This window comes from Paenibacillus tengchongensis (assembly GCF_008973665.1).
Lineage (GTDB): Bacteria > Bacillota > Bacilli > Paenibacillales > Paenibacillaceae > Paenibacillus_AQ > Paenibacillus_AQ tengchongensis.
Genome location: NZ_WACP01000004.1, coordinates 26,599 through 48,588 on the forward strand (window position 1 = coordinate 26,599; position 21,990 = coordinate 48,588).

Genomic DNA, 21,990 nt, shown 5'->3' on the forward strand with positions numbered 1-21,990 from the left:
GAAGACATCATAGATCGAACCAGGGAGTGATCAACATGAGAATTACCGATTTAATGATACAGGAAACCATGATTCTGGATTTGCAGGCGACCACGAAGGAGGCGGCGATCGACGAGCTGATCGCCAGCCTGGCCGCCAGCGGCCGGATCAATGATCCGGTGCTGTTCAAGGAGAAGATTCTGGCCCGCGAAGCCCAGTCCAGTACGGGAATCGGCGGCGGCATCGCGATGCCGCATGCCAAGACGAAAGCGGTGAATGAAGCGACGGTAGTGTTCGCCCGCAGCACCGGCGGTGTGGATTATGAAGCGCTGGATGAGCAGCCGGCCCATCTGTTCTTTATGATTGCCGCTCCGGAAGGCGCTGGCAATGTGCATCTGCGCACGCTGGCCGCTCTCTCGCGGCTGCTCATTGAAACCGAATTCACCGCGCAGCTGATGAACGCCCGCACACCGCAGGACGTAGCGGCGCTCTTTGACGCCAAGCAGGCGGAAGAGGAAGCACGGGAGGAACAGGAAGCCGCCCAGACTGCAGCCAGCCAGCCGGCTGCCGAGAAGGCTCCGGCGGCGCAGGCGGCGCAGGCGGCTCCGGCATCTAAAGGCTTTGTCGTTGCTGTAACAGCGTGTCCGACTGGCATCGCCCATACTTTTATGGCTGAAGATGCCCTGAAGAAGAAGGCGCGGGAGATGGGGGTAGACATCCGCGTCGAGACGAACGGCTCGGAAGGCGCCCAGAATGTGCTGACGCCGGACGAGATTGCCCGGGCCAGCGGTGTTATCGTGGCGGCCGACAAGAAGGTGGAAATGGAGCGGTTCGCCGGCAAGCCTGTGCTGCAGACACCGGTCAGCGACGGTATCCGCAAACCGGAGGAGCTGATCAACAAGGCACTGAAGGGGGATGCTCCAACCTACCGCGGAACCGGAGCGCCAAGCGGCGGCGATGCCCAGGAAGGCAAACGCGGAAGTGTCGGAAGCAAGATTTATAAAGACCTGATGAACGGCATTTCGCATATGCTGCCGTTCGTGGTCGGCGGCGGTATCCTGCTTGCCGTGTCCTTCCTGCTGGAGCAGACCCTGGGTGCGGATAATCCGCTGGTGGAACTGCTGATGAGCATCGGCGGCGGAGATAACGGGGCGTTCCACTTCCTGATTCCGATCCTTGCCGGCTTCATCGCCCTCAGCATCGGCGACCGGCCGGCGCTGATGCCGGGTATGGTCGGCGGCTTCATGGCCCTGAACTCCGGTTCCGGCTTCCTTGGCGGTCTGGCCGCAGGCTTCCTGGCCGGTTATGTGATTCTGCTGCTGCGTCGGGCGTTCGCCGGACTGCCGAAATCACTCGAAGGCCTCAAGCCGATCCTCTTGTATCCGGTATTCGGCCTGCTTATTACCGGAGCAGTTATGTTCTATCTGTTTGATCCGGTCTTCAGCTGGCTTAACGAGCAGCTCATTGATGGACTGAACAATTTGGGTACCGGTAACGCTGTACTGCTGGGCCTGGTGCTCGGCGGCATGATGGCTATCGATATGGGCGGACCGTTCAACAAGGCGGCCTACACGTTCGCTATCGGCGTCTTCACCTCCAGCGGCAATGAGAACGGCCTGATGATGGCCGCCGTTATGGCCGGAGGCATGGTTCCTCCGCTGGCGATCGCACTGGCTACAACGCTGTTCAAGCATAAATTTACGGAAACGGAACGTAAATCCGGACTTACCAACTATGTGCTCGGGCTTTCGTTTATTACCGAAGGTGCGATTCCGTTCGCTGCAGCCGATCCGCTGCGTGTACTGACCTCTTGCATTATCGGTTCGGCCATCGCGGGCGGCCTCACACAGCTATGGAGCCTCAACGTGCCTGCACCGCACGGCGGGATCTTCGTCGCTGCCCTGTCCAGCAACGCGCTGCTGTTCATTCTGGCGGTGCTGATCGGCGCCGTGGTGTCTGGCCTGATACTCGGCTTCTGGAAGAAGCCGCTTGCCAGTAAATAGAAACATCCAACGAAAAGAGCCCGCAGTTCCATTCCGGAACTGCGGGCTCTTTCTTCATCAGCGGCTGTGCTTTCGCTCGATATGCGTTTGTAATGTAACTTAATGCGCGGCTCTGGCCTTGCTCTTATTTCCGTGCAGGAAGTAATATCCGATAATCATCGCCAAGATCAGCACCCCGAGCGAAGCGTACAACGTTCTGTAGCCGGTCGAAGGGATGATAAGGCCCAGCGCGTAAGGACCGAAGCCCAGACCGGCATCAAGGAAAATAAAGAAGGTCGAAGTGGCCAGTCCCATCCGCTGCGGCACGGTCGATTTAATCGCAATGGCCTGGGTGGTGGACTGCATATTGCCGAAGCCGAGGCCGATCAGCACGCCGGCAAGCAGCAGTACTGTGCTCGTGCCTGCCGCGCTGAGCAGCAGCAGCCCGAGACCGTAAGCGATAAACGCCGGATACATAATGTGGTTCTCGCCCTTCGCGTCCATCAGCCGACCTGTAAACGGGCGTGAGGCAAGCACCGACACGGCGTACACAATGAAAAAGAAGCTGGCCGCTTCCACCAGCCCGATTTCTTTGGCGAAGAAATTAATATAGGACAGCACGCTGGAATAGGCGAAGCCGGTGACCAGCACGACCACTGCAATCGGCAGGGCTTTGGGTTCAATCAGCTTGGACACGCTGAACGGTTCCCGCTCGGCTCCGGCGCTCCGGCTGTGCTCAGTTTCGTTGGTGCGTACCGCCAGCGCTCCTATAAAGCTGATGATGCTAAGCGCGAAACAGAAGGTGAAGATCGCGGTGTAAGAGGCGATCTGCGTTAAGTATAGGCCCAGGAATGGCCCGATCGCTGTCGCTAACGTCGTGCTCATGCTGTAATAGCCAATCCCTTCGCCTTTGCGCGATGCCGGAATGATCGCCGCAATGAGCGTTCCGGTTGCAGTACTGGCGATGCCGAGGGCAATCCCGTGCAGCAGGCGGGTAACGAGCAGGAAGGCTATGCCTGCTTCAATATAATAGAGCAGGGAAGTCAGGATAAAGAGAAACAGCCCGAGAAACAATATTTTTCTCTTGCCGAAGGAGTCGATAATGCTGCCGGTCACCAGCCGCCCGATAAGCGCACCGATAATGAAAATGCCGGTCGCAAGGCCCGCCTGGCTGGTAGAGGCGTGAAGCTCGTCTACAGCATAAGCCGAGATGATGACGATCAGCAGATAAAAGACAAGCATGACAAAAAAATTGATGACGGAAACGACGGTGAAATTTTTGGTCCAAAGTGGTTCTTTTGAAGCCTTCACTTACAGGAACTCCTTTAATCTGGATTCGAATGCTAGGATTAATGTTCGCATAAACGGCTATAAGCTGTCAATAAAAATGGAAATAACAAACAATTAAATAATATTATTACTCTTCAGGACGACTCTTTGCTTTTTTTGGCCGGTCCCGCTCCATTTTGCATGCGTAATTCGGTATAATTAGCCATATAATCTACAGAACACAAAGGAGAGAGCGAGATGATATTGCACAAGGGGGAGACCTTATTCCGCCAGGGAGATCCCGGCCAGAATCTGTTTCGGGTGAAGAGCGGCCTGTTCAAGGTTACGCGGCTGCACGAGAACGGGAACATGGTGCTGTTCAACCTGCTGATTCCCGGAGAGACAGTTCCCCATCATTCCCTCATTTCGCCGAAGGAGGCGCATGGAACGGCTGTCGCCATGATGAAAAGCGAGGTGGAGATCATTCCCGCCGCGGAATGGTACCGCGAGCTGCGCGATGATTCGGGGAAGGTGATGGAGATCGCACTGCTGCTGCAGGAGAAGGTGCGGTTCATGCAGACGCGCATTGATCACCTTACGGTCGGATCGCCGGGAGAGAGGCTGGAGCTGCTGAAACGCTGGCTCGGCGAATACGCGCATGGCGCTACACTTACCGACCTGTTGACGCAAGAGGAGATCGGACAATTGATAGGCGTGCGGCGCGAGACAATCAACCGTCTGCTGCGCAGCCAGGACTGATGGATGAAATGCCTGAACGGACTTCCCTGCAGCGGCATCATTTGCGGGAAGGCTGCACGGAAATTTGCTTTTTTTTGGCAAGCTGTTTAGCCTTCACCCTTCGCGTGGTATAATGTAAGCAGAACATATCCAAATAAAGAAAGGATCAGGATACCATGTGTCCCCGAAGGACGATTCCCCAAAGGACGATTTGGAAACGTTATGATCTCTCTTATACTTAGCTTCCCTGCCGGAGATGCGCGTCGTTCAATCAGCTGACGAAGCCGCCTCGAACGCGGGAAGGGAGCAGGAAGTATGCGAAGGACCAACTCCTCAAGGTATACCCGTCGTAGAGGCTGCGGATACGTCTAGCCGCCATTTACGATAAGGGGAGACCTGTATGAGGAAAGACAACGGCGGTATGCCAATGCCGCTTCGACTCACCATGATATTGCTGGGAAGTTTTCTGCTTGCATTTACTTATTATCATATTAATTATCAGAACCATTTGACCGAGGGCGGCTTTGTAGGCTTATCCCTGCTGGGCAAATACGTATTAGGGATTTCACCATCGCTGTCGATACTGATTATGGACATTCCAGTGCTCATTATTGCCATGCTATTTAAAGGAAAAACGTTCGTCTGCAACACATTCATCTCAGTGGGGGCATACACGCTCTTCTACGGGCTGATGGAGCGTTATTCCGGGTGGGTCATTGATTTGCACGATAATTTGCCGGTGGCGGCATTGATATCGGGCGTTCTGACAGGCCTTGGAGCAGGCTTGGTCCTGCGCGGCGGCGGGGCAAGCGGCGGAGACGATATTTTCGCCGTATTGATCAGCGAATGGAAGGGAATTAAGGTAGGTACGGTGTTCATCCTGATGGATGTAGCCGTTCTGGCACTGTCACTCTTGTATGTGCCGCTCAAGGAGACCTTGTTTACGGTAATGGCCGTGGTCGTAGCAGGCTACTGTGTTACCTTTACAACGACCGTGGGCAGACGGAAGCTCGTCAAGGCGCCGAAGGTACAGTCCAAGCTGGGCCAGGCGCAGGATGGTACGGTAGCATAAGTTCAGTAATGTAAGACTGCAGCAATATTGCCCTGGAGATCAGGGATCAGAAAGACCAGCCGGAATAGCTCCGGGCTGGCCTTTTTTTATGCGCGGGAACTAATGTAAGGCTGGTGGAAGAATGGAGTTATGAGAGTACTGCATCCACCCGGCTAGTCCCTGTACGTCTCGGCGTGTTTGAATGGTCTGCGGCCATCCCATGCGCCATGCAGAGGAGCCATACTGTACTGATAAATCCGGCCGTTCTCTTTGCGGTAGAAATACCGCGAGCCCCGGTCATCGCTGAAAATAACCGTGGTGCTGACCACCGGCGCCTTGCCGATCTGAGTGTAAATTGTGCTGATCAGCTGCCGGCTGTACCCCTTCCGGTTGATCAAATAAGCTTCAATCTCGCGGTTGGTTCTTTGTTTGAACAACTGGAGGCCGGCAGAAGCGGCACCCCAGACAACTGTAAGCGCCAGTGCTGTATACAGCAATGGTTTGCGTTTCATGCCGGCTCCTCCAATTCACTGTGATTTACGCTAATTCAGCAGACAATGGACAACAATCGCCTGCTGGACGCGCAGCAGATGCTTTTTGAATCCGTAACCGGCGAAATACTCCGAAGCTGGCACATTCTCATGAATTTCCAGGCCGCGGGTAAACGGTGGGCACGGGTTAATGAACGCATTCTTGTGGGACATTCTCATCCTAGGCACAGTAATCTGATACTTCTCTATATATTCGGGGGTTCTCAGTTCAGCGGGCAAGGAGTCGGTCAAGATAACGTCGCTCTCTCCGAGGATATCCTCCAGTTCCGTATAGAAACGATAGTTGCGGCGGGTATCGCCTTGCTGATAGCGGCTTAAGCAGACATGGTTAAAGTTCAAATTGAGCACTTCGGCCGCCTCCATCCAGGAGTTGAATACATTTCCCGGAGGACCCACGAAAGTATAGGTTAGGTCACGATAGTCCGCTCTAAAGGACCGGATGGCATACAGGTCGGATAAAACTTCGCAGGGATGGTGGGCCGCGCTCATGGCATTGATCACCGGAATGGGGGAGTGCTCCGCTAACAGCCGGATCCTGGCATCCTTACTATGCCTTACGATGATACCGTCGGCCCAATTGGCCAGGTAGCCGGCGACATCCCGCAGCTCTTCCTGTTTATCCAGCGTTTGCGGAGGAAACAGCATACAACTGCCGCCCAGCTCCTGAATTCCGCGCTCAAACGTGATCCGGGTCCGGAGACTGGTTTCCGGAAAAAACAATACAAAATGCTTCCCGGTCAAAATGTTAGGGTTCTCTTCCGCGGCAAGCTTGTCGGCCCGTTCAAAAATATTCAGGACCTGCTCTTCACCGAGGGTACGGATATCCGGCAGATGCATGGTTTCACCAGGCTTTCACAGTAGATTTGATTGTGTATCATTATACATCTGCCTGCTTGGATTTCTGTTTATATTTTTGCGCAGCCAAAAATAAATAGAAACAACCTTTCCCTTGTTCTGCGTTCGGGCCTCTTGGTATGCTGGTTGTTGACTATGCTAAAAGCACCTGATGATATGCAGAAAAGAGGCTGATCCTATGACCACAACGAAGCTCATTCTGGTGGAGGGACTACCCGGAGCCGGAAAATCGACTATAGCGCAGCTTACCAGCCGGTTACTGGCCGAGAGGGGGCTTACAGTAAAGCTGTTCCTGGAAGGCAATCCGGCGCATCCGGCCGATGCCGAATCCATCGCCTGCCTTACCGGTGCCGAATATGCCGGGCTGCTGCAGGCCGGCAATGAACAGCAGCGGCAGCTGTTTATGGATGCGGTATCTCGGCAGGGCGGGGATTATCTTCTTCCTTACGGGTTGCTCGAGCAGAAGACGGATGAACGGCTGCCCGATGATCTGCGGCAAGTGCTGGCCGGCAAGGATGTATACGAACTGCCGTTAGCTCATAACAGGGAGATTATTGCCGGCCGTTGGCGGGACTTCGGTGCAGAGGCGCAGAGCGGCGAAACGGTCTACGTGTTCGAGTGCTGTTTCATCCAGAATCCCGTAACCATCGGTATGATCAAAAACGGGGCTACGTTCACGGAAGTGCAGGAGTATGTCACAGAGCTGGCGGAAAGTGTGAAGGCACTTGATCCGCTGGTGATCTACATTGAACAGAAGGATCTGGAATTCACCTTCCGAAAAGCGCTGCGCGAGCGGCCCAGAGAATGGTCAGAGGGCTTTATGGACTATTATACCGGGCAGGGATTCGCCAAGACGCTGGGGGTCACCGGAATCAGTGGGACGATTCAGGTGCTGGAGGCCAGAGCGGTAGTGGAGCGGAGGCTGGTGGAGGAATTGGCGCTGCGTAAAGCGGTCATTGACAACTCTGCTTATGATTTCGGCATGGCTGAACAGGAGTTAAGGGCGATCATCGAGAAACATATAGATTAAGATTGAAACCGGAGAAAGCCAACGCGCGTATATGTCTCATTCAATCTTGTGCAACGTTAATGGAGGAGGAAGCGGCAAATGAGTGCTCACGAAATTGATTACCGGATTATGGGCGAGGAAATGCAGTGCGTGGAGGTGGAGCTGGACCCCGGTGAGAGCGTCGTTGCTGAAGCGGGCAGCTTTATGATGATGGACCCGGATGTATCCATGGAAACGATCTTCGGCGACGGCAGCGGCGGACGGGGCGGCGGCCTGATGGGCAAGCTGATGGGCGCAGGCAAGCGGCTGCTGACCGGTGAAAGTCTCTTTATGACCGTCTACACCCACACAGGCAGATCCGGAAAGAGGAACGTGACCTTCGCTTCGCCTTACCCGGGCAAGATCATCCCGATGGACCTGCAGCAATACCACGGCAAAATTATCTGCCAGAAGGATTCCTTCCTCTGCGCGGCCAAGGGCGTCTCGGTCGGCATCGAATTCCAGCGTAAGCTGGGCGCGGGCCTCTTCGGCGGCGAAGGCTTTATTATGCAAAAGCTGGAGGGTGACGGCCTGGCCTTTGTCCACTCCGGCGGCTATGTACTGGAGCGCACGCTTGCGCCCGGCGAGACCATCAAGATCGATACAGGCTGTCTCGTAGCGATGACATCCTCTGTAGACTATGACATTGAGTTCGTCAAAGGCATCAAGACAGCCGTCTTCGGCGGCGAAGGCCTCTTCTTCGCCACTCTGCGCGGGCCGGGCAAGGTCTGGATTCAGTCCCTGCCGTTCAGCCGCATGGCTGACCGCATTCTCTCGGCCGCCGGTAATGCCGGACGCCGCGAGGAAGGCAGCATCCTCGGCGGCCTGGGCAATCTGCTCGACGGCAGATAACATTATATTGTGGCTTGGAACAGCCGTCTTCTGCGGGTCAACCTGCGGAAGGCGGCTGTTTGGTATTTCGGCGCCTGACTATAAGGATGAATCGGCCTTCCCTAGTGATAGAATATTTACAAATATAAAAAAAGATTTACAAGGATGTGAATCATAGCATGGCGTATAACTAGTGATAGATGTATATTTATGTAATTTACTGATCCTACTATTATAGAAGATCATGAGGCGATCCTATTGATTCGGGAATCCTTTACATCCGTATCTATTGTGTATAAATATGCGAGAAGTAAGGCGGTTATTTACATAGCCATGCTTATGGCAAGTTCCTGCTTGACTCCTTTCAGCATTATAGTGATGCAGAGGCTGATTGACAGCATCGGGAGATATCTGGAAGCTAAAGAACAGCTGTCCGCGGTCTCGCTGGGGATTGGCTTTGCCTGTTGAAGTGGAGACAAACGGCTGCGGGCGGTTTGGCCCGCCAAGGGGGACTCTTTGGCTGTCCCCAAGTAGCGGCATCTGTGTCCGTAAGGAGTCAGCGGTATAACCTGCTTTTTTCTTCTGATTGCTGCGTAATCCGAGCTCCTTCATGTACACTCCCACAGTGCGCTCATTAATGGTCTCGCCTTCCTGATGGAGCAGCTTTGTAATCCGCGGCGCGCCGTACCGCTGCTATGAAGCGGAAAAATGGTGCAAAATCCGTTCCATCAGCCGCTGCTTCTGCAATTCCTGTGCGCTGGGTTCCCGGCTGAGCCAGGCATAGTAACCGCTCCGTGAGACTTTTAGTACCTTGCACATCTTCTTCAAAGGGAAAAGGGAACGGTGCTCTTCCATAAACTGAAATATCAGCTCTTTGGGTGGCTGAAGATATGCGTTGCTTTTTTTTAGGAAGGCCAGTTCTTCCTTGGTGTTAGCGAGCTTAAGTTCTGTCCTTTGGAGCTGACGACGCAGCTCTTCCAATTCAGCTTCATGATCGTGTACCGGGTCTTCCTCTACTGCAGGTCCCGGATTTTGGTATTGGCCCTTCCATTTATACAAGGTGCTTTTCGGTATATTTAAATCTTTAGCAAGTTCGTCAAGCGTTTTGTTTTGTTCTGCGATAATCGTACCGTCTGCTGTTTAAATTCCTCGCTGTACCGTTGCCGGTATTTAACCATCTGGGCCACCTCCGCAGATTTTCTTAACTCCTTATTGCTAGCCTGTTAACGGCTGTCCATTTTTCATTTAAGATCAGTGTGTCCGTTGACTTTGAGGGTCCAGCTCCCCTGCGTCCAGTATACCGTAAATTTGACTAACCGGCAGGTACTGGTTATATTATGGGCAAACGCCCCGGCCCGGTCCGGGGGCTGCAACCGGAGGCCTGATTGATGTTTAAAATACTGATTGTCGAGGATGACCAGGGACTTGTGGCACTGCTGCAGGAATATTTACATAAGTTTGGATACGAGACACAGGCGGTACGCGATTTTGATGAGGTGCGGAGCCAGTTTGAAGCCTTTGCTCCGCATCTGGTGCTGCTGGATGTCAATCTGCCCCGCTTCGACGGCTACTACTGGTGCCGCCAGATCCGGGGCATATCTACCTGCCCGATTCTGTTCATCTCCGCCCGCGACGGCAAAATGGAGCAGGTGATGGCGCTGGAAAACGGTGCAGACGATTACATCACCAAGCCGTTCGATTATGAGATTGCCATCGCCAAAATCAAAAGCCATCTCCGCCGTGCTTACGGCTCCTACGCGGCCGGCGGACAGGAACGCAGCCTGCATGTAGACGGGCTGACGCTGGATGTAGAGCGGCTTGTCCTCACGCGGGGCGGAGAGAAGGTCGATCTCAGCCATACCGAGGCGAAGATTCTCGATGAGCTGATGCAGAAGAACGGCCGGGTCGTCACCCGCGACCGGCTGCTGGAGAAGATCTGGGACGATCAGGCGTTTGTCGACGACAATACGCTGAATGTCTATGTTACCCGTGTACGCAAAAAGCTGGCCGCGCTGGGCATACAAGACGGCCTGCAGACAGTACGCGGCCAAGGCTACCGACTTCAAGCGAATTGGGGAGATGAGTGAGTGAAGCTTTTTTTGCGGGAACAGACGCCTTTGATTACGGTATATCTGGCCCAGCTGCTGATGATTACCCTAGTATACCGGCTGGAGGGGGGCAGCGGGATGAACGTGAGCCTGTACGCTGCTCTGCTCAGCACCTGTCTGCTGCTGGCTTATTTGGCATACCGTTATTTCACAAACCGTTCCTTCTATATAAGGCTGCAGAATCTGCCGTCCTCCCTGGAGGAATGCGGGGGCCCGGAGCAGAGCTCGCCGCTGGCGGAGAGTCTGCGGGCTCTGCTGGCCCGGCAATTCCGGCTCTACCAGAGCGATTTGCACAGCTACCGCCACAAGCTGGAGGAGCATATTCATTTCATTAACCAGTGGGTCCACGGGATGAAGACGCCGCTGTCCGTGATTCACCTGATGATTCAGGATATGGACGGGATGCCTTTCTCGGCAATAGGAGATGAGCTGGACCGGCTGAAAAAGGGCCTGGACACGGTGCTCTACACCGCACGGCTGGATACGTTCGAACATGATTTCTATGTGGAGCGGCTGAATCTGGAGGAAACGCTGCGGCGGGTAACGTCGGAGCAGAAGCGGCTGTTCATCCGCAAACGGGTATTTCCGTCCATTGAAGCGGACAAAAGCATCCATATTACCTCGGACGAGAAGTGGTTGTCCTTTGTGTTGACCCAGCTGATTACTAATGCGCTGCGCTATACGGTCGATGAAGGGCGGATGGTGCACTTCCGCGGATACGAGCAGGAGCCGGGAAAGGCTGTACTGGAGGTGCGCGACGAAGGCGTAGGCATTCCGGCGGGCGATTTGCCGCGCGTGTTCGACGCTTATTTTACCGGGGTGAACGGCCGCAGCTTTCAGGAGTCCACCGGCATGGGACTATATCTGGTGAAGCAGATTTGCGGCAAACTGGGCCACCGGGTGGAGATCGACTCTGAGGTGGGCAAGGGGACCACGGTGCGGATCCTGTTCTGAGGTGAAATTTCCAGCGTAATGGATAGGGCATGATGTAAGGAATTGTACAGAACCCGGACCTGCTTGCTTCATGGATGCGGCTGTTAAGCTGATCGGACTTCTTAGATGTATTTCCTACAACTAAATCGTCCCGCTATAAATGAATTAACCGAATAAATGTATTCTGTACAATTAACTTGGGGGAATTGATCCCATTGTTCATAAATCAGCCGATATAGCTGTACAGAGTGCAATTAAGACTCTTATTAGCGGTGAAAGCTGAATAATAGATGTACAATCTGCAATTATTTTTATGACGCTGAACTTACAGATGGGGTGCGGGAACAATAATGCGGCACCACCCTGTGCTCAGCCAGCTTTCATCTCAAAAACAGCTAGCGGTAGCGCAAAATCAGCCCCACCACCGTCAGCACAACAGCCAGCGACAATGAGTTGGTGATCAGAAAGGCGAGGCCGACTCCTCCGGTCGCCAGATTGACCGCGTAAGCCTCCATCAGGCCGATGCCGAGCAGCATCAGCAGATAGGCGTTCAGGCTCAAATCGGCAACGGAACGGGTCTTCACTATCTTGGCGATCTGGGGAATCCAGCCCAGCGACAGAATCAGGCCGCCGATCAGCTGCAGCAGGGAGAAGAGCATAGGTACACCTCGTGCTTTCTGCGGGATGAGGGCCTAACGGAAGGTCCTGTTTACGGTATATTCGCCGCAGTCAGATATGGTGCACCGGCACCAAACCATATGTCTGATAGACAAGGCCGTAATCCGCCTGGGAGTCCACTGTAGAGAATTGCAGGCTGTTTTTTGCGGCTTACATTATTGTAAGTTGACTGTAAGTTTCAGAAATAGCAGCCTCCGGTTACTGTTTGTATAATGAAGACAATCCAGCTATAGGGAGAAGGAGCGAGAAGACTTGCCCATCGTCGATGTCCACAATTTATCCAAAATATATGAGGGCAAGGTGTCAACCCATGCGCTGAATCATATCCGGTTCGCGGTGGAGCCGGGGGAATTCATCGGCATCATGGGACCTTCCGGCAGCGGCAAAACAACGCTGCTGAACCTGCTCGCCGGGAGCGACGAGCCGACCTCGGGCGAAATACGGATCAACGGCCAGGATCCGAATGTGCTCTCCCGCAATGACAAGGCGCTGTTCCGCCGCAAGGAGCTGGGATTTGTCTTTCAACATTTCAACCTGCTAGACACGCTGACTGTAGAGGAGAATATTGTGCTGCCGCTGACACTGGCCGGTGCGTCCGTGTCCGAGATCGAACGGCGGCTGCAGGAGGTGGCGGCAAGGCTAGAGATTGTTCCGCTGCTGCCAAAGCGGACGTATGAGATTTCCGGCGGGCAAATGCAGCGCGCGGCGATTGCGCGGGCGCTGATTCACCGCCCATCGCTTATTCTGGCGGATGAGCCGACCGGGAGCCTGGATTCACGGGCGGCGGGCGAAATTATGCAGCTCATGGCTGAAGTTAACGCCGCCGAAGGCGCCACGATTCTAATGGTAACGCATGATGCGCATAGCGCCAGCTTTTGCAACCGGGTGATCTTCATCAAGGACGGGCGGTTTTACAACGAAATGTACCGCGGCCAGAGCCGTGCAGCCTTCTTCCAGAACATTATCGACATGCTGTCGCTGATGGGGGGAGCGGGCCATGACGTTTCGGCAGTTCGCTTATAGAAATGTAATCCGCAACAAGCGTAAATACGCCGCTTATTTTGTCAGCAGCGCCTTCTCCGTGATGATCTTCTTCCTGTGTGCGCTCTTTGTCTTTCATCCGAATATCGCCGGGGATATGATCCTCCGTACGGCGGCCGATACGATGCTGGCGGCGGAAGGCATTATCTTTGTGTTCTGCTCGCTGTTTGTGCTGGTGTCGGTCGGCAGCTTCCTGCAGTCGCGGCGGACCGAATTCGGTATACTGCTGATGCACGGCATGACGAAGCGGCAGCTGAATACGATGGTCTTTCTGGAGAATATGATCATCGGCAGCACTGCCATTGTCAGCGGAACCCTGCTTGGCCTTCTGCTCGGCAAGCTGTTCCTGATGATCGGCTCCGGCTTCCTGGGCATCGCGCCGCTTCCGTTCTATCTCTCCTGGCACGCGCCGGTGCTGACGGTCTGCAGCTTTGCGCTGCTGTTTATACTGATCTCGCTGTCCACCTTCGCCTTCATCGGCAATGAGTCACGCGGGATGTTCCAGGCCGGACGGCGGGGGGAAGAAGCGCCGAAGGGTTCCGCTCCGCTTGCGGTGCTGTCGGCAGTGCTGCTGCTGGGCGGCTATGTGCTGGCAGCGACAACGGGTGCAGCCACGGTGGAGCGGATGATGGCTCCCGTCGTACTCATTACCGTACTCGGCACCTATCTCTTCTATACCCAGCTGAGCCAGTACCTGGTCGGCAGGGTGCGGAAGAAGCGCCGACTTTACTGGAGACGCACGAATATCATCACGTTCTCCGGGCTGTCCTACCGCTGGAAGGATAACGGGCGGATGTTCTTTATGGTCACGATCGTGTCCGCGGTATCGTTTACCTCGGTTGGCGTGTTCGCCTCGATTCATACGTTATCGCGGGAGCTGCAGCTGGATTATCCGGCGGCTGTCGGCTACGTCGCCAAGGGCGGGTACAGAGGTTTGACGCCGGAGCGGGATTTGGCCGGCATCGCCGCCGAACTGGACCGGCTGGGAGAGCCTTATGCCACACTGACCATTCCGATCAAATATGCGGAGGTCGCCTCGCAGACCGGACCGGACCGGACTGAACGGCTGCCGCTCATGGCCTACAGCGATTACCTGCAGGCCCTGAAGCTGGCCGGGTTCTCCCCGCAGGAGCCGCCACTGGAAGGGGGCGAGGGCCTCGTCATGATCGGCTCGCAACGAGACCGCAGCCTGACCGCTGACCGGGTAAGGGCGGTTTATACGCTGAAGCAGGGCACGGTGATTGAGGAGACCGGCTATACGGGACATGTGCCCATTGCCGAGTATCTGTTGCCGGAGCTGGACGGCCGGGACGGCGGAGATTTTAGCGGAATTGTGGTCAGCGACAGCCTGTTCGCCGCAGTGACGCCGGTGCAAAGGGACTGGTACACAGGCTTTTACATGAAGAATTTCGAGCGGACCGTCGGGATTGCCGCAGGGCTGGCGGAGAAGGGCAAGGTCGCCCACGAGAACGACAAGCCTTATGCCGTTGTGGTCAGCGGCACGCTGTTTGAAATCCAGCGCACCTTGTACAGCACGATGCTGTTTGCATCGCTGCTGGTGGGCACGGTCTTTTTTATCGCGGCAGGCAGCTTCCTGTATTTCCGGCTATACATGGATTTGGACCATGACCGGCTCCAATACGCAACGCTGGCCAAAATGGGCCTGACGGAAACGGAGCTGAACCGGACAGTAACACTTCAATTGGCCCTGATGTTCTTCGTGCCGGTGGGGCTGGCGGTGCTGCACAGCCTGTTCGCATTCATTGCGCTGCAAAGATTGTTCTACTTGTCGATCGTCCTCGAGACGGGAGCGGTGCTGCTTGGCTATCTGGCGGCCCAGGGGCTGTATTTCTTCATGATCCGCAGCCGTTATTTGCGCAACCTGAAGAAAAATTTGATCTGACGCGGAGGTCAGGACCATGAAAACTTGGATTACCGATATTATGGAGCAGTTCGGCTATTTAGGCATCTTTCTGATGCTGGCGCTGGAAAATATTTTTCCGCCGATTCCTTCGGAGATTATTCTGCCGTTCGGCGGCTTTATGACAACCACCAGCGGGCTGACGATTCCCGGCGTGCTTGTGGCCTCGACTCTGGGCTCTCTGCTGGGGGCTGTCATCCTGTACTGGATCGGCCGGCTGCTGGACGTGGAGAGGCTGGAGCGCATTGTCGACCGCTGGGGCGGCATTATCCGCATTAAGAAGAGCGATATCCGCAAAGCGGACGCCTGGTTTGACAAATACGGCTACTGGACGGTGCTGTTCTGCCGGATGGTGCCGCTCGTGCGCAGCCTGATTTCGATCCCGGCAGGGATGTCGAATATGAAGTTCGGAGTGTTCATGATCTTCACCACGATCGGCACCCTGGGCTGGAACACGCTGCTGGTGCTGCTGGGAGCTGCGCTCGGCGAGAATTGGGAGGATATCGGCGGATACATTGATACGTATTCCAATTTCGTATATGCGCTGCTGGCGGCGGGCATCGTCGTGCTCGGCATACTCTTTTTCCGCAAACGCCAGCGGAACGGCAAGGCCGCAGGCAATGCCGATTAACAGATGGGCGATAGCCCGCTGACCCGGGATAATCCAATAGAAGTTCCGCTGCTAAACAGATGTAGATAAGGCCCAAGAGACAATGGGCTATCCAAATTGTACTCCACGGAGTGGAGGCTAATAAGGGGGAGAACCATGGAGCTGCTCACGATTATTAAAGCCATCATACTCGGAATTGTGGAAGGATTAACGGAATTTGCTCCGGTATCCTCCACGGGCCACATGATTATTGTTGATGATATGTGGCTGAAGTCGCAGGAATTTCTCGGAAAATATACGGCCAACACGTTCAAAATCGTCATCCAGCTCGGCTCGATCCTCGCGGTCGTCGTAGTGTTCCGCAACCGGTTCATCGACCTGCTCGGCCTGAAGCGCTTCAGCCGCAAGGAGCTGGCGGCAGTACCTGACGGTCAGCCGCAGGTTGAGACCTCCGGCCGCCTCAAGCTGGCGCAGGTCATCGTGGGCCTGATTCCGGCCGGTATCCTGGGCGTTCTATTCGAAGATTATATTGATGAGCATCTGTTCTCTACCTCAACGGTGCTGATCGGACTGGTCATCGGGGCCATCTTTATGATTATTGCCGACCGTTTCGCCCCCAAGCAGGTGAAGGTGGAAACCGTCGACCAGATTACATACCGGCAGGCGTTGTCGGTCGGGCTGGTGCAGTGCCTGTCGCTGTGGCCGGGCTTCTCGCGCTCCGGCTCGACGATCTCCGGCGGCGTGCTGCTGGGCATGAGCCACCGTGCGGCAGCTGACTTCACATTCATTATGGCGGTGCCGATTATGGCCGGGGCGAGCCTGATTTCGCTGGTTAAGAACTGGGAGTATTTCACAGCCGACGCACTGCCGTTCTTTATTGCCGGCTTCATCAGCGCGTTCGTGTTCGCACTGATTTCCATCCGCTTCTTCCTGAAGCTGATCAACCGGATCAAGCTGGTGCCGTTCGCCATTTACCGGATTGTGCTGGCTGCCGTAGTTTATCTGGTGTGGTTTTAATTATAAGAGAAAGCCGATTTCAAGAGCAGGCCGATTGGCTGTAAGTGCACCGCGTCTCCGGTTCCGGGGACGCGTTTTTTTGTGCTGCTACCTATAATGTGGAGCGGATTATAGTTTTTGTTTATAGGGTGATCCGGGGGCTCGCGGGCAATGTCCGGTCCGGCGGGCAGGGAGGGGAGAGCCGTACTCACGGCAGAATCTTGCTCTACGCTTTATGGGAGCTTGCAGCTGCAGCAGGAAGGATTCTCCACCCGCTATAGCTAACACGTATAGCCGGATACGCTCCAGGTCTATTGCCGCGCCGCAGGAGATTCAGTATGATGGCATCAGTTCCCAAAGGGATTTCAGAGAATAGGTTAACCGCCGGGGCTAACGGCAGCGGAGCAGCCGGGCAGTTCCCGATCATCAGCTCAATAAGATAAAACGTATAACAACGACAATACAACAATCAGGAGGATGGAGAAATGACTACTAGTCTCACTACCAGCAATCTGGGATACCCGCGAATCGGCAGGAGCCGGGAGTGGAAGAAGGCGCTGGAAGCGTTCTGGAGCGGTAAAACAGACGAAGCATCCTTCCGCGAAGAAATGGAGAAGCTGCAGCTGCAGCATCTGCTGGCACAGCAGCAGGCCGGTATCCAGCTGATCCCGGTAGGCGATTTCACCTTCTATGACCATGTGCTGGACACGGCCGCTATGTTCGGCCTGGTGCCGCCCCGCTTCCGGTATGATGGCGAAGCGGTGCCGCTGGAGCTGTATTTCTCCATGGCCCGCGGAAACAGTGAGGCCCCGGCTTGTGCCATGACCAAGTGGTTCAATACGAACTACCACTACATTGTGCCGGAAATCGGCGGCCTGCAGCCGCGGCTGGTCGAGAACAAGCCGCTTGCCGCGTACCGTTTCGCCAAGGAACGGGCCGGCATCGCAGGCAAGCCGGTGATCGTCGGCCCTTATACCTTCCTGAAGCTGTCCAGGGGCTATGCGCCAGAGGAGATCGGGGAAGTGGCTACGCGCTTTATCCCGGTGTACAAGCAGCTGCTGCAGGAGCTGCAAGCCGAGGGCGTGGAATGGGTGCAGATCGACGAGCCGGCAGTCGTCACAGGACTTGGCGCAGCCGAAATCGGCTTGCTGGAGAGCATCTACAGCGAGCTGGCGGGCGCGGTGCCCGGTCTGCGGCTGCTGCTGCAGACCTACTTCGCGGCGGCGGAGCCGCTGGAAGCGCTGCTGGCGCTGCCGGTCCAGGGCCTGGGCCTCGACTTCGTCCACGACCGCGGCGCGAACCTGGCGGCGATCCGCCGCCACGGCTGGCCGGCGGACAAGTGGCTCGCCGCCGGCATTATCGACGGCCGCGGCATCTGGCGCGCCGATCTTGATGCCAAGCTTGCGCTCGTCGCCGAGCTCAGCTGGCATGTCCCGACGGAGCGGCTGCTGCTCCAGCCGTCCGCAAGCCTCCTGCACGTGCCGGTCACCGTGCAGGGGGAAGACCGCCTGCCGGCCGCCGTGCGGCAGGCGCTGGCGTTCGCGGACGAGAAGCTGGGCGAGCTCCAGCTGCTTGCCGCGAACGCGGGAGGGCGGCAGGCAGAGCATGCCGCCGCCCTTGAGGAGAGCCGCCGCGCGCTGGCGGCTCTGCAGGCCCTGCCGGAGCGCGGCAGGGCGGATGTGGCCGGGCGGCTCGCGGCCTTGCCGCCCGGCCGCCTCTCCCGCGGTTTGCCGTACGCGGAGCGTGCGGAGCTGCAGCGGGAGAGATGGCGGCTGCCGCTGCTGCCGACGACGACGATCGGCAGCTTCCCGCAGACCGGCGAGGTGCGCCAGGCCCGGCTGAAACGGCGCAAGGGCGTCTGGAGCAAGGAGCGCTATGACGTCTATATCCGCAGCTGCATCGACGAAGCGGTTGCCTTCCAGGAACGGCTCGGGCTGGATGTGCTGGTGCACGGGGAATTTGAGCGCACGGACATGGTCGAGTTCTTCGCCGAGAAGCTGGACGGCTTTCTGTTTACGGCGAACGGCTGGGTGCAGTCCTACGGCTCCCGCTGCGTGAAGCCGCCGGTCATCTATGCCGATGTGGCCTTTGTGCAGCCGATGACGGTGGAGGAGAGCCGGTACGCCCAGTCTCTGACCCGGCTGCCCGTCAAGGGCATGCTGACCGGACCGGTTACGATTCTGAACTGGTCGTTCGTCCGCGAGGATATCAGCCGCGAAGAGGTGGCAGTGCAGATTGCACTGGCGCTCAGACAGGAGGTCGAGGCGCTGGAGCAGGCCGGAATCGGCATGATTCAGGTCGACGAGCCGGCCATCCGCGAAGGCCTGCCGCTGAAAGCGGCGGAGCACGGGGCTTATCTGGACTGGGCCGTCCGCGCCTTCCGGATCGCCACGACCAGTGTACAGGATGCAACACAGATCCACACCCATATGTGCTACAGCGATTTCAACGAGATGATTGACTGCATCCATGAGATGGATGCCGATGTCATTTCCATTGAGACCTCCCGCAGCCACGGGGAGCTGATCTCCGCCTTCGAGGATAAGGCGTATGACAAGGGCATCGGGCTTGGAGTCTACGATATCCACAGTCCGCGTGTACCGGCGGCGGAGGAGATGGTACACAACATTGAGCGGGCGCTGCAGGCGCTGGATCCGGCACAGTTCTGGATTAATCCGGACTGCGGGCTGAAGACGCGCGGCTGGGAGGAAACCGAAGCGGCCCTGGTCCATATGGTCGAGGCGGCCAAGCGGGTCCGCAGCAGTATTGCTGCCCTCGGCAGTGCCACGAGTTAAACGGCTGAACACTTCTGCGGATGGCAGACGGCAAGCAGCTATCTGCACTGCGGAGCAATAAGAGAGCAGACATGATGATTTGCCTCATATCAGTTCCTGTGACGGCTATCCTGGTAGGAGTCCGCACGCACTGCCGTTCCGGATGTGTCCTGTGATTTAAGAGGCGGGATGGTTTACAACACAAAAACCTTAATACCGGGGTTATCCACCCGGTATTAAGGTTTTTGAGCGTTTTTTATCCAAACGCTTGATAATAATTCTCAATGCTGTTACAATAAACACAGAAAAAGAAGGAACCGTGGAGGGTTCCTTCGCGAAGAGATTATTTCTTTTTAAAGGTTTTGCAATCCGTTTCTTCCGGCTCTGTAGGCTGCTTCGCGGCATGGTAAGCAACGAAGATGGATTCGGCTTTGCATCTGTTCTCTTCTTCCCAGTAAGTGCAGGAATTCACTGCGCACAATACGTCTTTTGCCATGAGGGTTCACCTCCCCTGCTTGGAAATGACCATCTGCCCAGATCACAAATATCATTCCGGCCGGCAAGGTGGAGCTTGTCCGGTTAGAACCTCACCCTATTCTCTAAGGATAGGGTTTTTGTTGTTTGTCTGTGCAGTCACCAACATTTTAACAAATTGCCGATATTTTCGCAAACCAAGCCCTCATGTGCCGATTCTGACAACAGTTACCCGGAAAAAAACTGAATTTCCCAAGGGGCCGCAACTTTCCAGCATCTTACACGTCTGGAACAGTAACGCGGAGTACCATAGAGAAGATAAAGCTCTGCGGCAGGCAAGCTGTACGATGTAAGCAGTGGCAATCATTACACATGGGAGGTCAATCGAAATGCGCAAATGGGGTCTGCATTATCTGCTCAGTCTGATGTTTGTGGCGGTGCTTCTGGCCGGGTGCGGTTCAGCGGGAAACGATAATACGGCGGCTGACAATGCTGCAACAGAAAGCTCATTATCCGTAAGCGGCTCCGACTCTTCTGCCGACAGCGGTGCGGCTCCGGCGGAGTCCGCGGAGGAGAGCGGGGCAATGGCAAGCACGACCTCGGCCGATCAGGCAGGGGGCGCGAATGCGGTGGGCGGCGGCGGGAGTGCTTCAATTCCCCGGCTGGACAGCGAGAAGACCGCGGAAGCGGCAAGTGGAATTTCCAGCGGCGACGTCGCCGCCGGACTGAACAAGAAATTGATATATAAGGCCAACTTGGTTATGGAAGTCAAGGATTACACTGCGGCGCAGACCGAGGTGCGGAACATGGTCACCTTGGCAGGAGGCTATATTATTGAGTTCAGCGAGAATGTAAGCGATTTTGAACGCGGCGGGACCTTTATCCTGAAAGTTCCGGCCTCGGGGTTCTCGCCGTTCCTGGACAATCTGGAGAAGATTGAGAATGAGAACCTCCAGCGCAGCATCCAGGGCCAGGATGTCTCGGAGGAATACGTCGATCTGGAATCGACACTTAAGGCTAAGGAGCTGATGGAGAAGCGGTATTTGGAGTTTATGGAGCAAGCGACGAAATCCGCCGATCTCGTTGCCTTTGCTAACCAGCTCGGAGCCATCCAGGAAGAGATTGCGCAGATCAAGGGCAGAATGCGCTACATCGATCAGAATGTCTCGTTCTCTACAGTGGAGCTTCGTTTGTATCAAGTGGACGATCTGACCGCAGATGCAGCGAAGAAAGAGCAGGACCCGCTGCTCAGCAGAGCTTCTGACGCCTGGAAAGGCAGCCTTAACGCCCTGTCCGTCACCTTTCAATGGTTATTCGTATTTCTGTCCGGGGCTCTGCCGGTATTGGTTGTCATAGGTGTCATTGTGGCCATTGCTTTGTTTATCCGCAAAAAATCGAAGCGGCGCGAGTCCGAGCTGCTTGAGCGTCTCCGCAGCATCGGCCGGCCGAAACCTGGGGAAACGTTGCCGCCCGGCGAACCGCTGCAAGCGGAGGACCCGTCCGGGCCTGGCGATGACCGCGAGAAGTCTTGATTTGGATTTTCCGTGAAATAGTAGGAGGAAGAACAATGTCGTTACTGGTGAGCGCCGGGCTTCCCGGCCTGCAGGAATATTATGAGCTGTACAGCTCCACCGGCTGGGACCCGGACGGCCAATGGGATGCGGAGCGGCTGCATCAGGCGCTGCGGAACAGCTGGTATGTCGCTGTCATTTATAGCAATGGAAAGCTGGCCGCTTCGGGGCGGATCGTCTCGGACGGTGTGATCCAGTGTCTGATCTGCGATGTAATCGTGTCCCCGGAATACCGGAGCCGCGGATTCGGCAAGGCCATGATGGAGCACTTGCTGGAGCACTGCAAGCAAAGCGGCATCCGCTGGGTACAGTTGTCTGCCGCCGCAGGCAAAGCCGGCTTCTATGAACAATTCGGCTTTGTCCGGAGACCGGCCGATGCACCCGGCATGAGCCTGCATTTTTGACAGACAAAGCCTCCGGGCCGGCCATTGTGGGCGGCCCGGAGGCTTTTGTAGTGCTATTCCCTTAAGCGGATTGAATCTAAGGTCGTGTGCGCGGACGTGCAAGAGCTTTCTTGCAAGGTAGAAGGTGCCTGGCTATGAAGCGATCAAGACGCTAGTTAGATTTCCGCCACTTATTT

The 21,990-nt window shown here is 55.8% G+C and carries 20 protein-coding genes and 1 pseudogene; 14 read left to right on the top strand and 7 right to left on the bottom strand.

All coding sequences use genetic code 11. The features are described 5' to 3' along the window. The first annotated feature begins 35 nt into the window (after window positions 1-35). Entirely contained in the window at window positions 36-1,982 is a 1,947-nt protein-coding gene (locus tag F1381_RS07785; protein ID WP_151734276.1) for a PTS fructose transporter subunit IIABC, read from the top strand. Window positions 1,983-2,081: 99 nt separating this feature from the next. On the opposite strand, the gene F1381_RS07790 is transcribed toward F1381_RS07785, so the two are convergent. Next, window positions 2,082-3,272, bottom strand: a complete 1,191-nt coding sequence (locus tag F1381_RS07790; RefSeq protein WP_151734277.1) for an MFS transporter — start codon at window positions 3,270-3,272, stop codon at window positions 2,082-2,084. 216 nt (window positions 3,273-3,488) lie between these two features. On the opposite strand from F1381_RS07790, the gene F1381_RS07795 reads away from it, so the two are divergent. Then, window positions 3,489-3,989 (top strand): Crp/Fnr family transcriptional regulator, encoded by a 501-nt coding sequence (locus tag F1381_RS07795; protein WP_151734278.1) that lies wholly within the window; start codon window positions 3,489-3,491, stop codon window positions 3,987-3,989. Between the two features lie 379 nt (window positions 3,990-4,368). Further along, entirely contained in the window at window positions 4,369-5,040 is a 672-nt protein-coding gene (locus F1381_RS07800; RefSeq protein WP_151734279.1) for a YitT family protein, read from the top strand. 152 nt (window positions 5,041-5,192) lie between these two features. On the opposite strand, the gene F1381_RS07805 is transcribed toward F1381_RS07800, so the two are convergent. After that, window positions 5,193-5,531: a DUF3139 domain-containing protein gene (locus tag F1381_RS07805; protein ID WP_151734280.1), complete on the bottom strand. Its 339-nt coding sequence runs from the start codon at window positions 5,529-5,531 to the stop codon at window positions 5,193-5,195. Window positions 5,532-5,561: 30 nt separating this feature from the next. Continuing rightward, the gene (locus tag F1381_RS07810; protein ID WP_151734281.1) at window positions 5,562-6,407 is read right to left on the bottom strand and encodes an ornithine carbamoyltransferase; all 846 of its coding nucleotides are present in this window, start codon (window positions 6,405-6,407) and stop codon (window positions 5,562-5,564) included. Between the two features lie 196 nt (window positions 6,408-6,603). Between F1381_RS07810 and F1381_RS07815 the strand changes: the two genes are divergently transcribed. Further along, entirely contained in the window at window positions 6,604-7,455 is an 852-nt protein-coding gene (locus F1381_RS07815) for a P-loop NTPase family protein (RefSeq protein ID WP_187355243.1), read from the top strand. A 78-nt stretch (window positions 7,456-7,533) separates the two neighbouring features. Then, window positions 7,534-8,325 carry a TIGR00266 family protein gene (locus tag F1381_RS07820; protein WP_151734283.1) on the top strand — a complete coding sequence of 264 codons (792 nt, stop codon included), beginning with the start codon at window positions 7,534-7,536 and terminating at the stop codon, window positions 8,323-8,325. Between the two features lie 564 nt (window positions 8,326-8,889). Here the strand turns inward: F1381_RS07820 and F1381_RS29250 are convergent. After that, a pseudogene (locus F1381_RS29250) lies at window positions 8,890-8,985 on the bottom strand (IS3 family transposase); the annotation flags it as partial. A gap of 12 nt (window positions 8,986-8,997) precedes the next feature. Next, window positions 8,998-9,429 carry a transposase gene (locus F1381_RS07830; RefSeq protein WP_151734284.1) on the bottom strand — a complete coding sequence of 144 codons (432 nt, stop codon included), beginning with the start codon at window positions 9,427-9,429 and terminating at the stop codon, window positions 8,998-9,000. Between the two features lie 263 nt (window positions 9,430-9,692). Here F1381_RS07830 and F1381_RS07835 point away from each other — a divergent pair, with 263 nt between their 5' ends. Together F1381_RS07835 and F1381_RS07840 are read left to right on the top strand one after the other, a co-directional pair. Then, window positions 9,693-10,391 (top strand): response regulator transcription factor, encoded by a 699-nt coding sequence (locus tag F1381_RS07835; RefSeq protein ID WP_151734285.1) that lies wholly within the window; start codon window positions 9,693-9,695, stop codon window positions 10,389-10,391. Further along, a complete protein-coding gene (locus tag F1381_RS07840) occupies window positions 10,392-11,366 on the top strand; it encodes a sensor histidine kinase (protein ID WP_151734286.1) in 975 nt (324 codons plus the stop codon). A gap of 374 nt (window positions 11,367-11,740) precedes the next feature. Here the strand turns inward: F1381_RS07840 and F1381_RS07845 are convergent, their stop codons facing one another. After that, window positions 11,741-12,004 (bottom strand): PQ-loop domain-containing transporter, encoded by a 264-nt coding sequence (locus F1381_RS07845; protein WP_151734287.1) that lies wholly within the window; start codon window positions 12,002-12,004, stop codon window positions 11,741-11,743. 271 nt (window positions 12,005-12,275) lie between these two features. Between F1381_RS07845 and F1381_RS07850 the strand changes: the two genes are divergently transcribed. The 5 genes from F1381_RS07850 to metE all read left to right on the top strand — a co-directional run bounded on the left by F1381_RS07850 (window position 12,276) and on the right by metE (window position 19,386). Continuing rightward, window positions 12,276-13,046, top strand: coding sequence for an ABC transporter ATP-binding protein (locus F1381_RS07850; RefSeq protein ID WP_151734288.1), 771 nt, complete (start codon window positions 12,276-12,278; stop codon window positions 13,044-13,046). Then, window positions 13,021-14,967 carry an ABC transporter permease gene (locus F1381_RS07855; protein ID WP_151734289.1) on the top strand — a complete coding sequence of 649 codons (1,947 nt, stop codon included), beginning with the start codon at window positions 13,021-13,023 and terminating at the stop codon, window positions 14,965-14,967. The genes F1381_RS07850 and F1381_RS07855 overlap by 26 nt, the downstream gene beginning before the upstream one ends. A gap of 16 nt (window positions 14,968-14,983) precedes the next feature. Beyond that, window positions 14,984-15,616: a DedA family protein gene (locus F1381_RS07860; protein ID WP_151734290.1), complete on the top strand. Its 633-nt coding sequence runs from the start codon at window positions 14,984-14,986 to the stop codon at window positions 15,614-15,616. Between the two features lie 135 nt (window positions 15,617-15,751). After that, window positions 15,752-16,612, top strand: a complete 861-nt coding sequence (locus tag F1381_RS07865; RefSeq protein ID WP_151734291.1) for an undecaprenyl-diphosphate phosphatase — start codon at window positions 15,752-15,754, stop codon at window positions 16,610-16,612. Window positions 16,613-17,076: 464 nt separating this feature from the next. Continuing rightward, window positions 17,077-19,386: a 5-methyltetrahydropteroyltriglutamate--homocysteine S-methyltransferase gene (gene metE, locus F1381_RS07870; RefSeq protein WP_151734292.1), complete on the top strand. Its 2,310-nt coding sequence runs from the start codon at window positions 17,077-17,079 to the stop codon at window positions 19,384-19,386. A 322-nt stretch (window positions 19,387-19,708) separates the two neighbouring features. On the opposite strand, the gene F1381_RS07875 is transcribed toward metE, so the two are convergent. Beyond that, complete coding sequence (locus tag F1381_RS07875; RefSeq protein WP_151734293.1) at window positions 19,709-19,861, bottom strand: DUF1540 domain-containing protein; 153 nt, start codon at window positions 19,859-19,861, stop codon at window positions 19,709-19,711. Window positions 19,862-20,228: 367 nt separating this feature from the next. On the opposite strand from F1381_RS07875, the gene F1381_RS07880 reads away from it, so the two are divergent. Together F1381_RS07880 and F1381_RS07885 are read left to right on the top strand one after the other, a co-directional pair. After that, window positions 20,229-21,371 carry a DUF4349 domain-containing protein gene (locus F1381_RS07880; RefSeq protein ID WP_151734294.1) on the top strand — a complete coding sequence of 381 codons (1,143 nt, stop codon included), beginning with the start codon at window positions 20,229-20,231 and terminating at the stop codon, window positions 21,369-21,371. 35 nt (window positions 21,372-21,406) lie between these two features. After that, a complete protein-coding gene (locus F1381_RS07885; RefSeq protein ID WP_151734295.1) occupies window positions 21,407-21,814 on the top strand; it encodes a GNAT family N-acetyltransferase in 408 nt (135 codons plus the stop codon). Window positions 21,815-21,990: the final 176 nt, after the last annotated feature.

Excerpts from the sequence above, each read along its gene's own strand:
- F1381_RS07785 (WP_151734276.1), top strand. The coding sequence starts at position 36 with ATGAGAATTACCGATTTAATGATACAGGAAACCATGATTCTGGATTTG.
- F1381_RS07795 (WP_151734278.1), top strand. The coding sequence starts at position 3,489 with ATGATATTGCACAAGGGGGAGACCTTATTCCGCCAGGGAGATCCCGGC.
- F1381_RS07800 (WP_151734279.1), top strand. The coding sequence starts at position 4,369 with ATGAGGAAAGACAACGGCGGTATGCCAATGCCGCTTCGACTCACCATG.
- F1381_RS07805 (WP_151734280.1), bottom strand. The coding sequence starts at position 5,531 with ATGAAACGCAAACCATTGCTGTATACAGCACTGGCGCTTACAGTTGTC.
- F1381_RS07810 (WP_151734281.1), bottom strand. The coding sequence starts at position 6,407 with ATGCATCTGCCGGATATCCGTACCCTCGGTGAAGAGCAGGTCCTGAAT.
- F1381_RS07815 (WP_187355243.1), top strand. The coding sequence starts at position 6,604 with ATGACCACAACGAAGCTCATTCTGGTGGAGGGACTACCCGGAGCCGGA.
- F1381_RS07820 (WP_151734283.1), top strand. The coding sequence starts at position 7,534 with ATGAGTGCTCACGAAATTGATTACCGGATTATGGGCGAGGAAATGCAG.
- F1381_RS07835 (WP_151734285.1), top strand. The coding sequence starts at position 9,693 with ATGTTTAAAATACTGATTGTCGAGGATGACCAGGGACTTGTGGCACTG.
- F1381_RS07845 (WP_151734287.1), bottom strand. The coding sequence starts at position 12,004 with ATGCTCTTCTCCCTGCTGCAGCTGATCGGCGGCCTGATTCTGTCGCTG.
- F1381_RS07855 (WP_151734289.1), top strand. The coding sequence starts at position 13,021 with ATGACGTTTCGGCAGTTCGCTTATAGAAATGTAATCCGCAACAAGCGT.
- F1381_RS07860 (WP_151734290.1), top strand. The coding sequence starts at position 14,984 with ATGAAAACTTGGATTACCGATATTATGGAGCAGTTCGGCTATTTAGGC.
- F1381_RS07865 (WP_151734291.1), top strand. The coding sequence starts at position 15,752 with ATGGAGCTGCTCACGATTATTAAAGCCATCATACTCGGAATTGTGGAA.
- metE (WP_151734292.1), top strand. The coding sequence starts at position 17,077 with ATGACTACTAGTCTCACTACCAGCAATCTGGGATACCCGCGAATCGGC.
- F1381_RS07875 (WP_151734293.1), bottom strand. The coding sequence starts at position 19,861 with ATGGCAAAAGACGTATTGTGCGCAGTGAATTCCTGCACTTACTGGGAA.
- F1381_RS07880 (WP_151734294.1), top strand. The coding sequence starts at position 20,229 with ATGCGCAAATGGGGTCTGCATTATCTGCTCAGTCTGATGTTTGTGGCG.
- F1381_RS07885 (WP_151734295.1), top strand. The coding sequence starts at position 21,407 with ATGTCGTTACTGGTGAGCGCCGGGCTTCCCGGCCTGCAGGAATATTAT.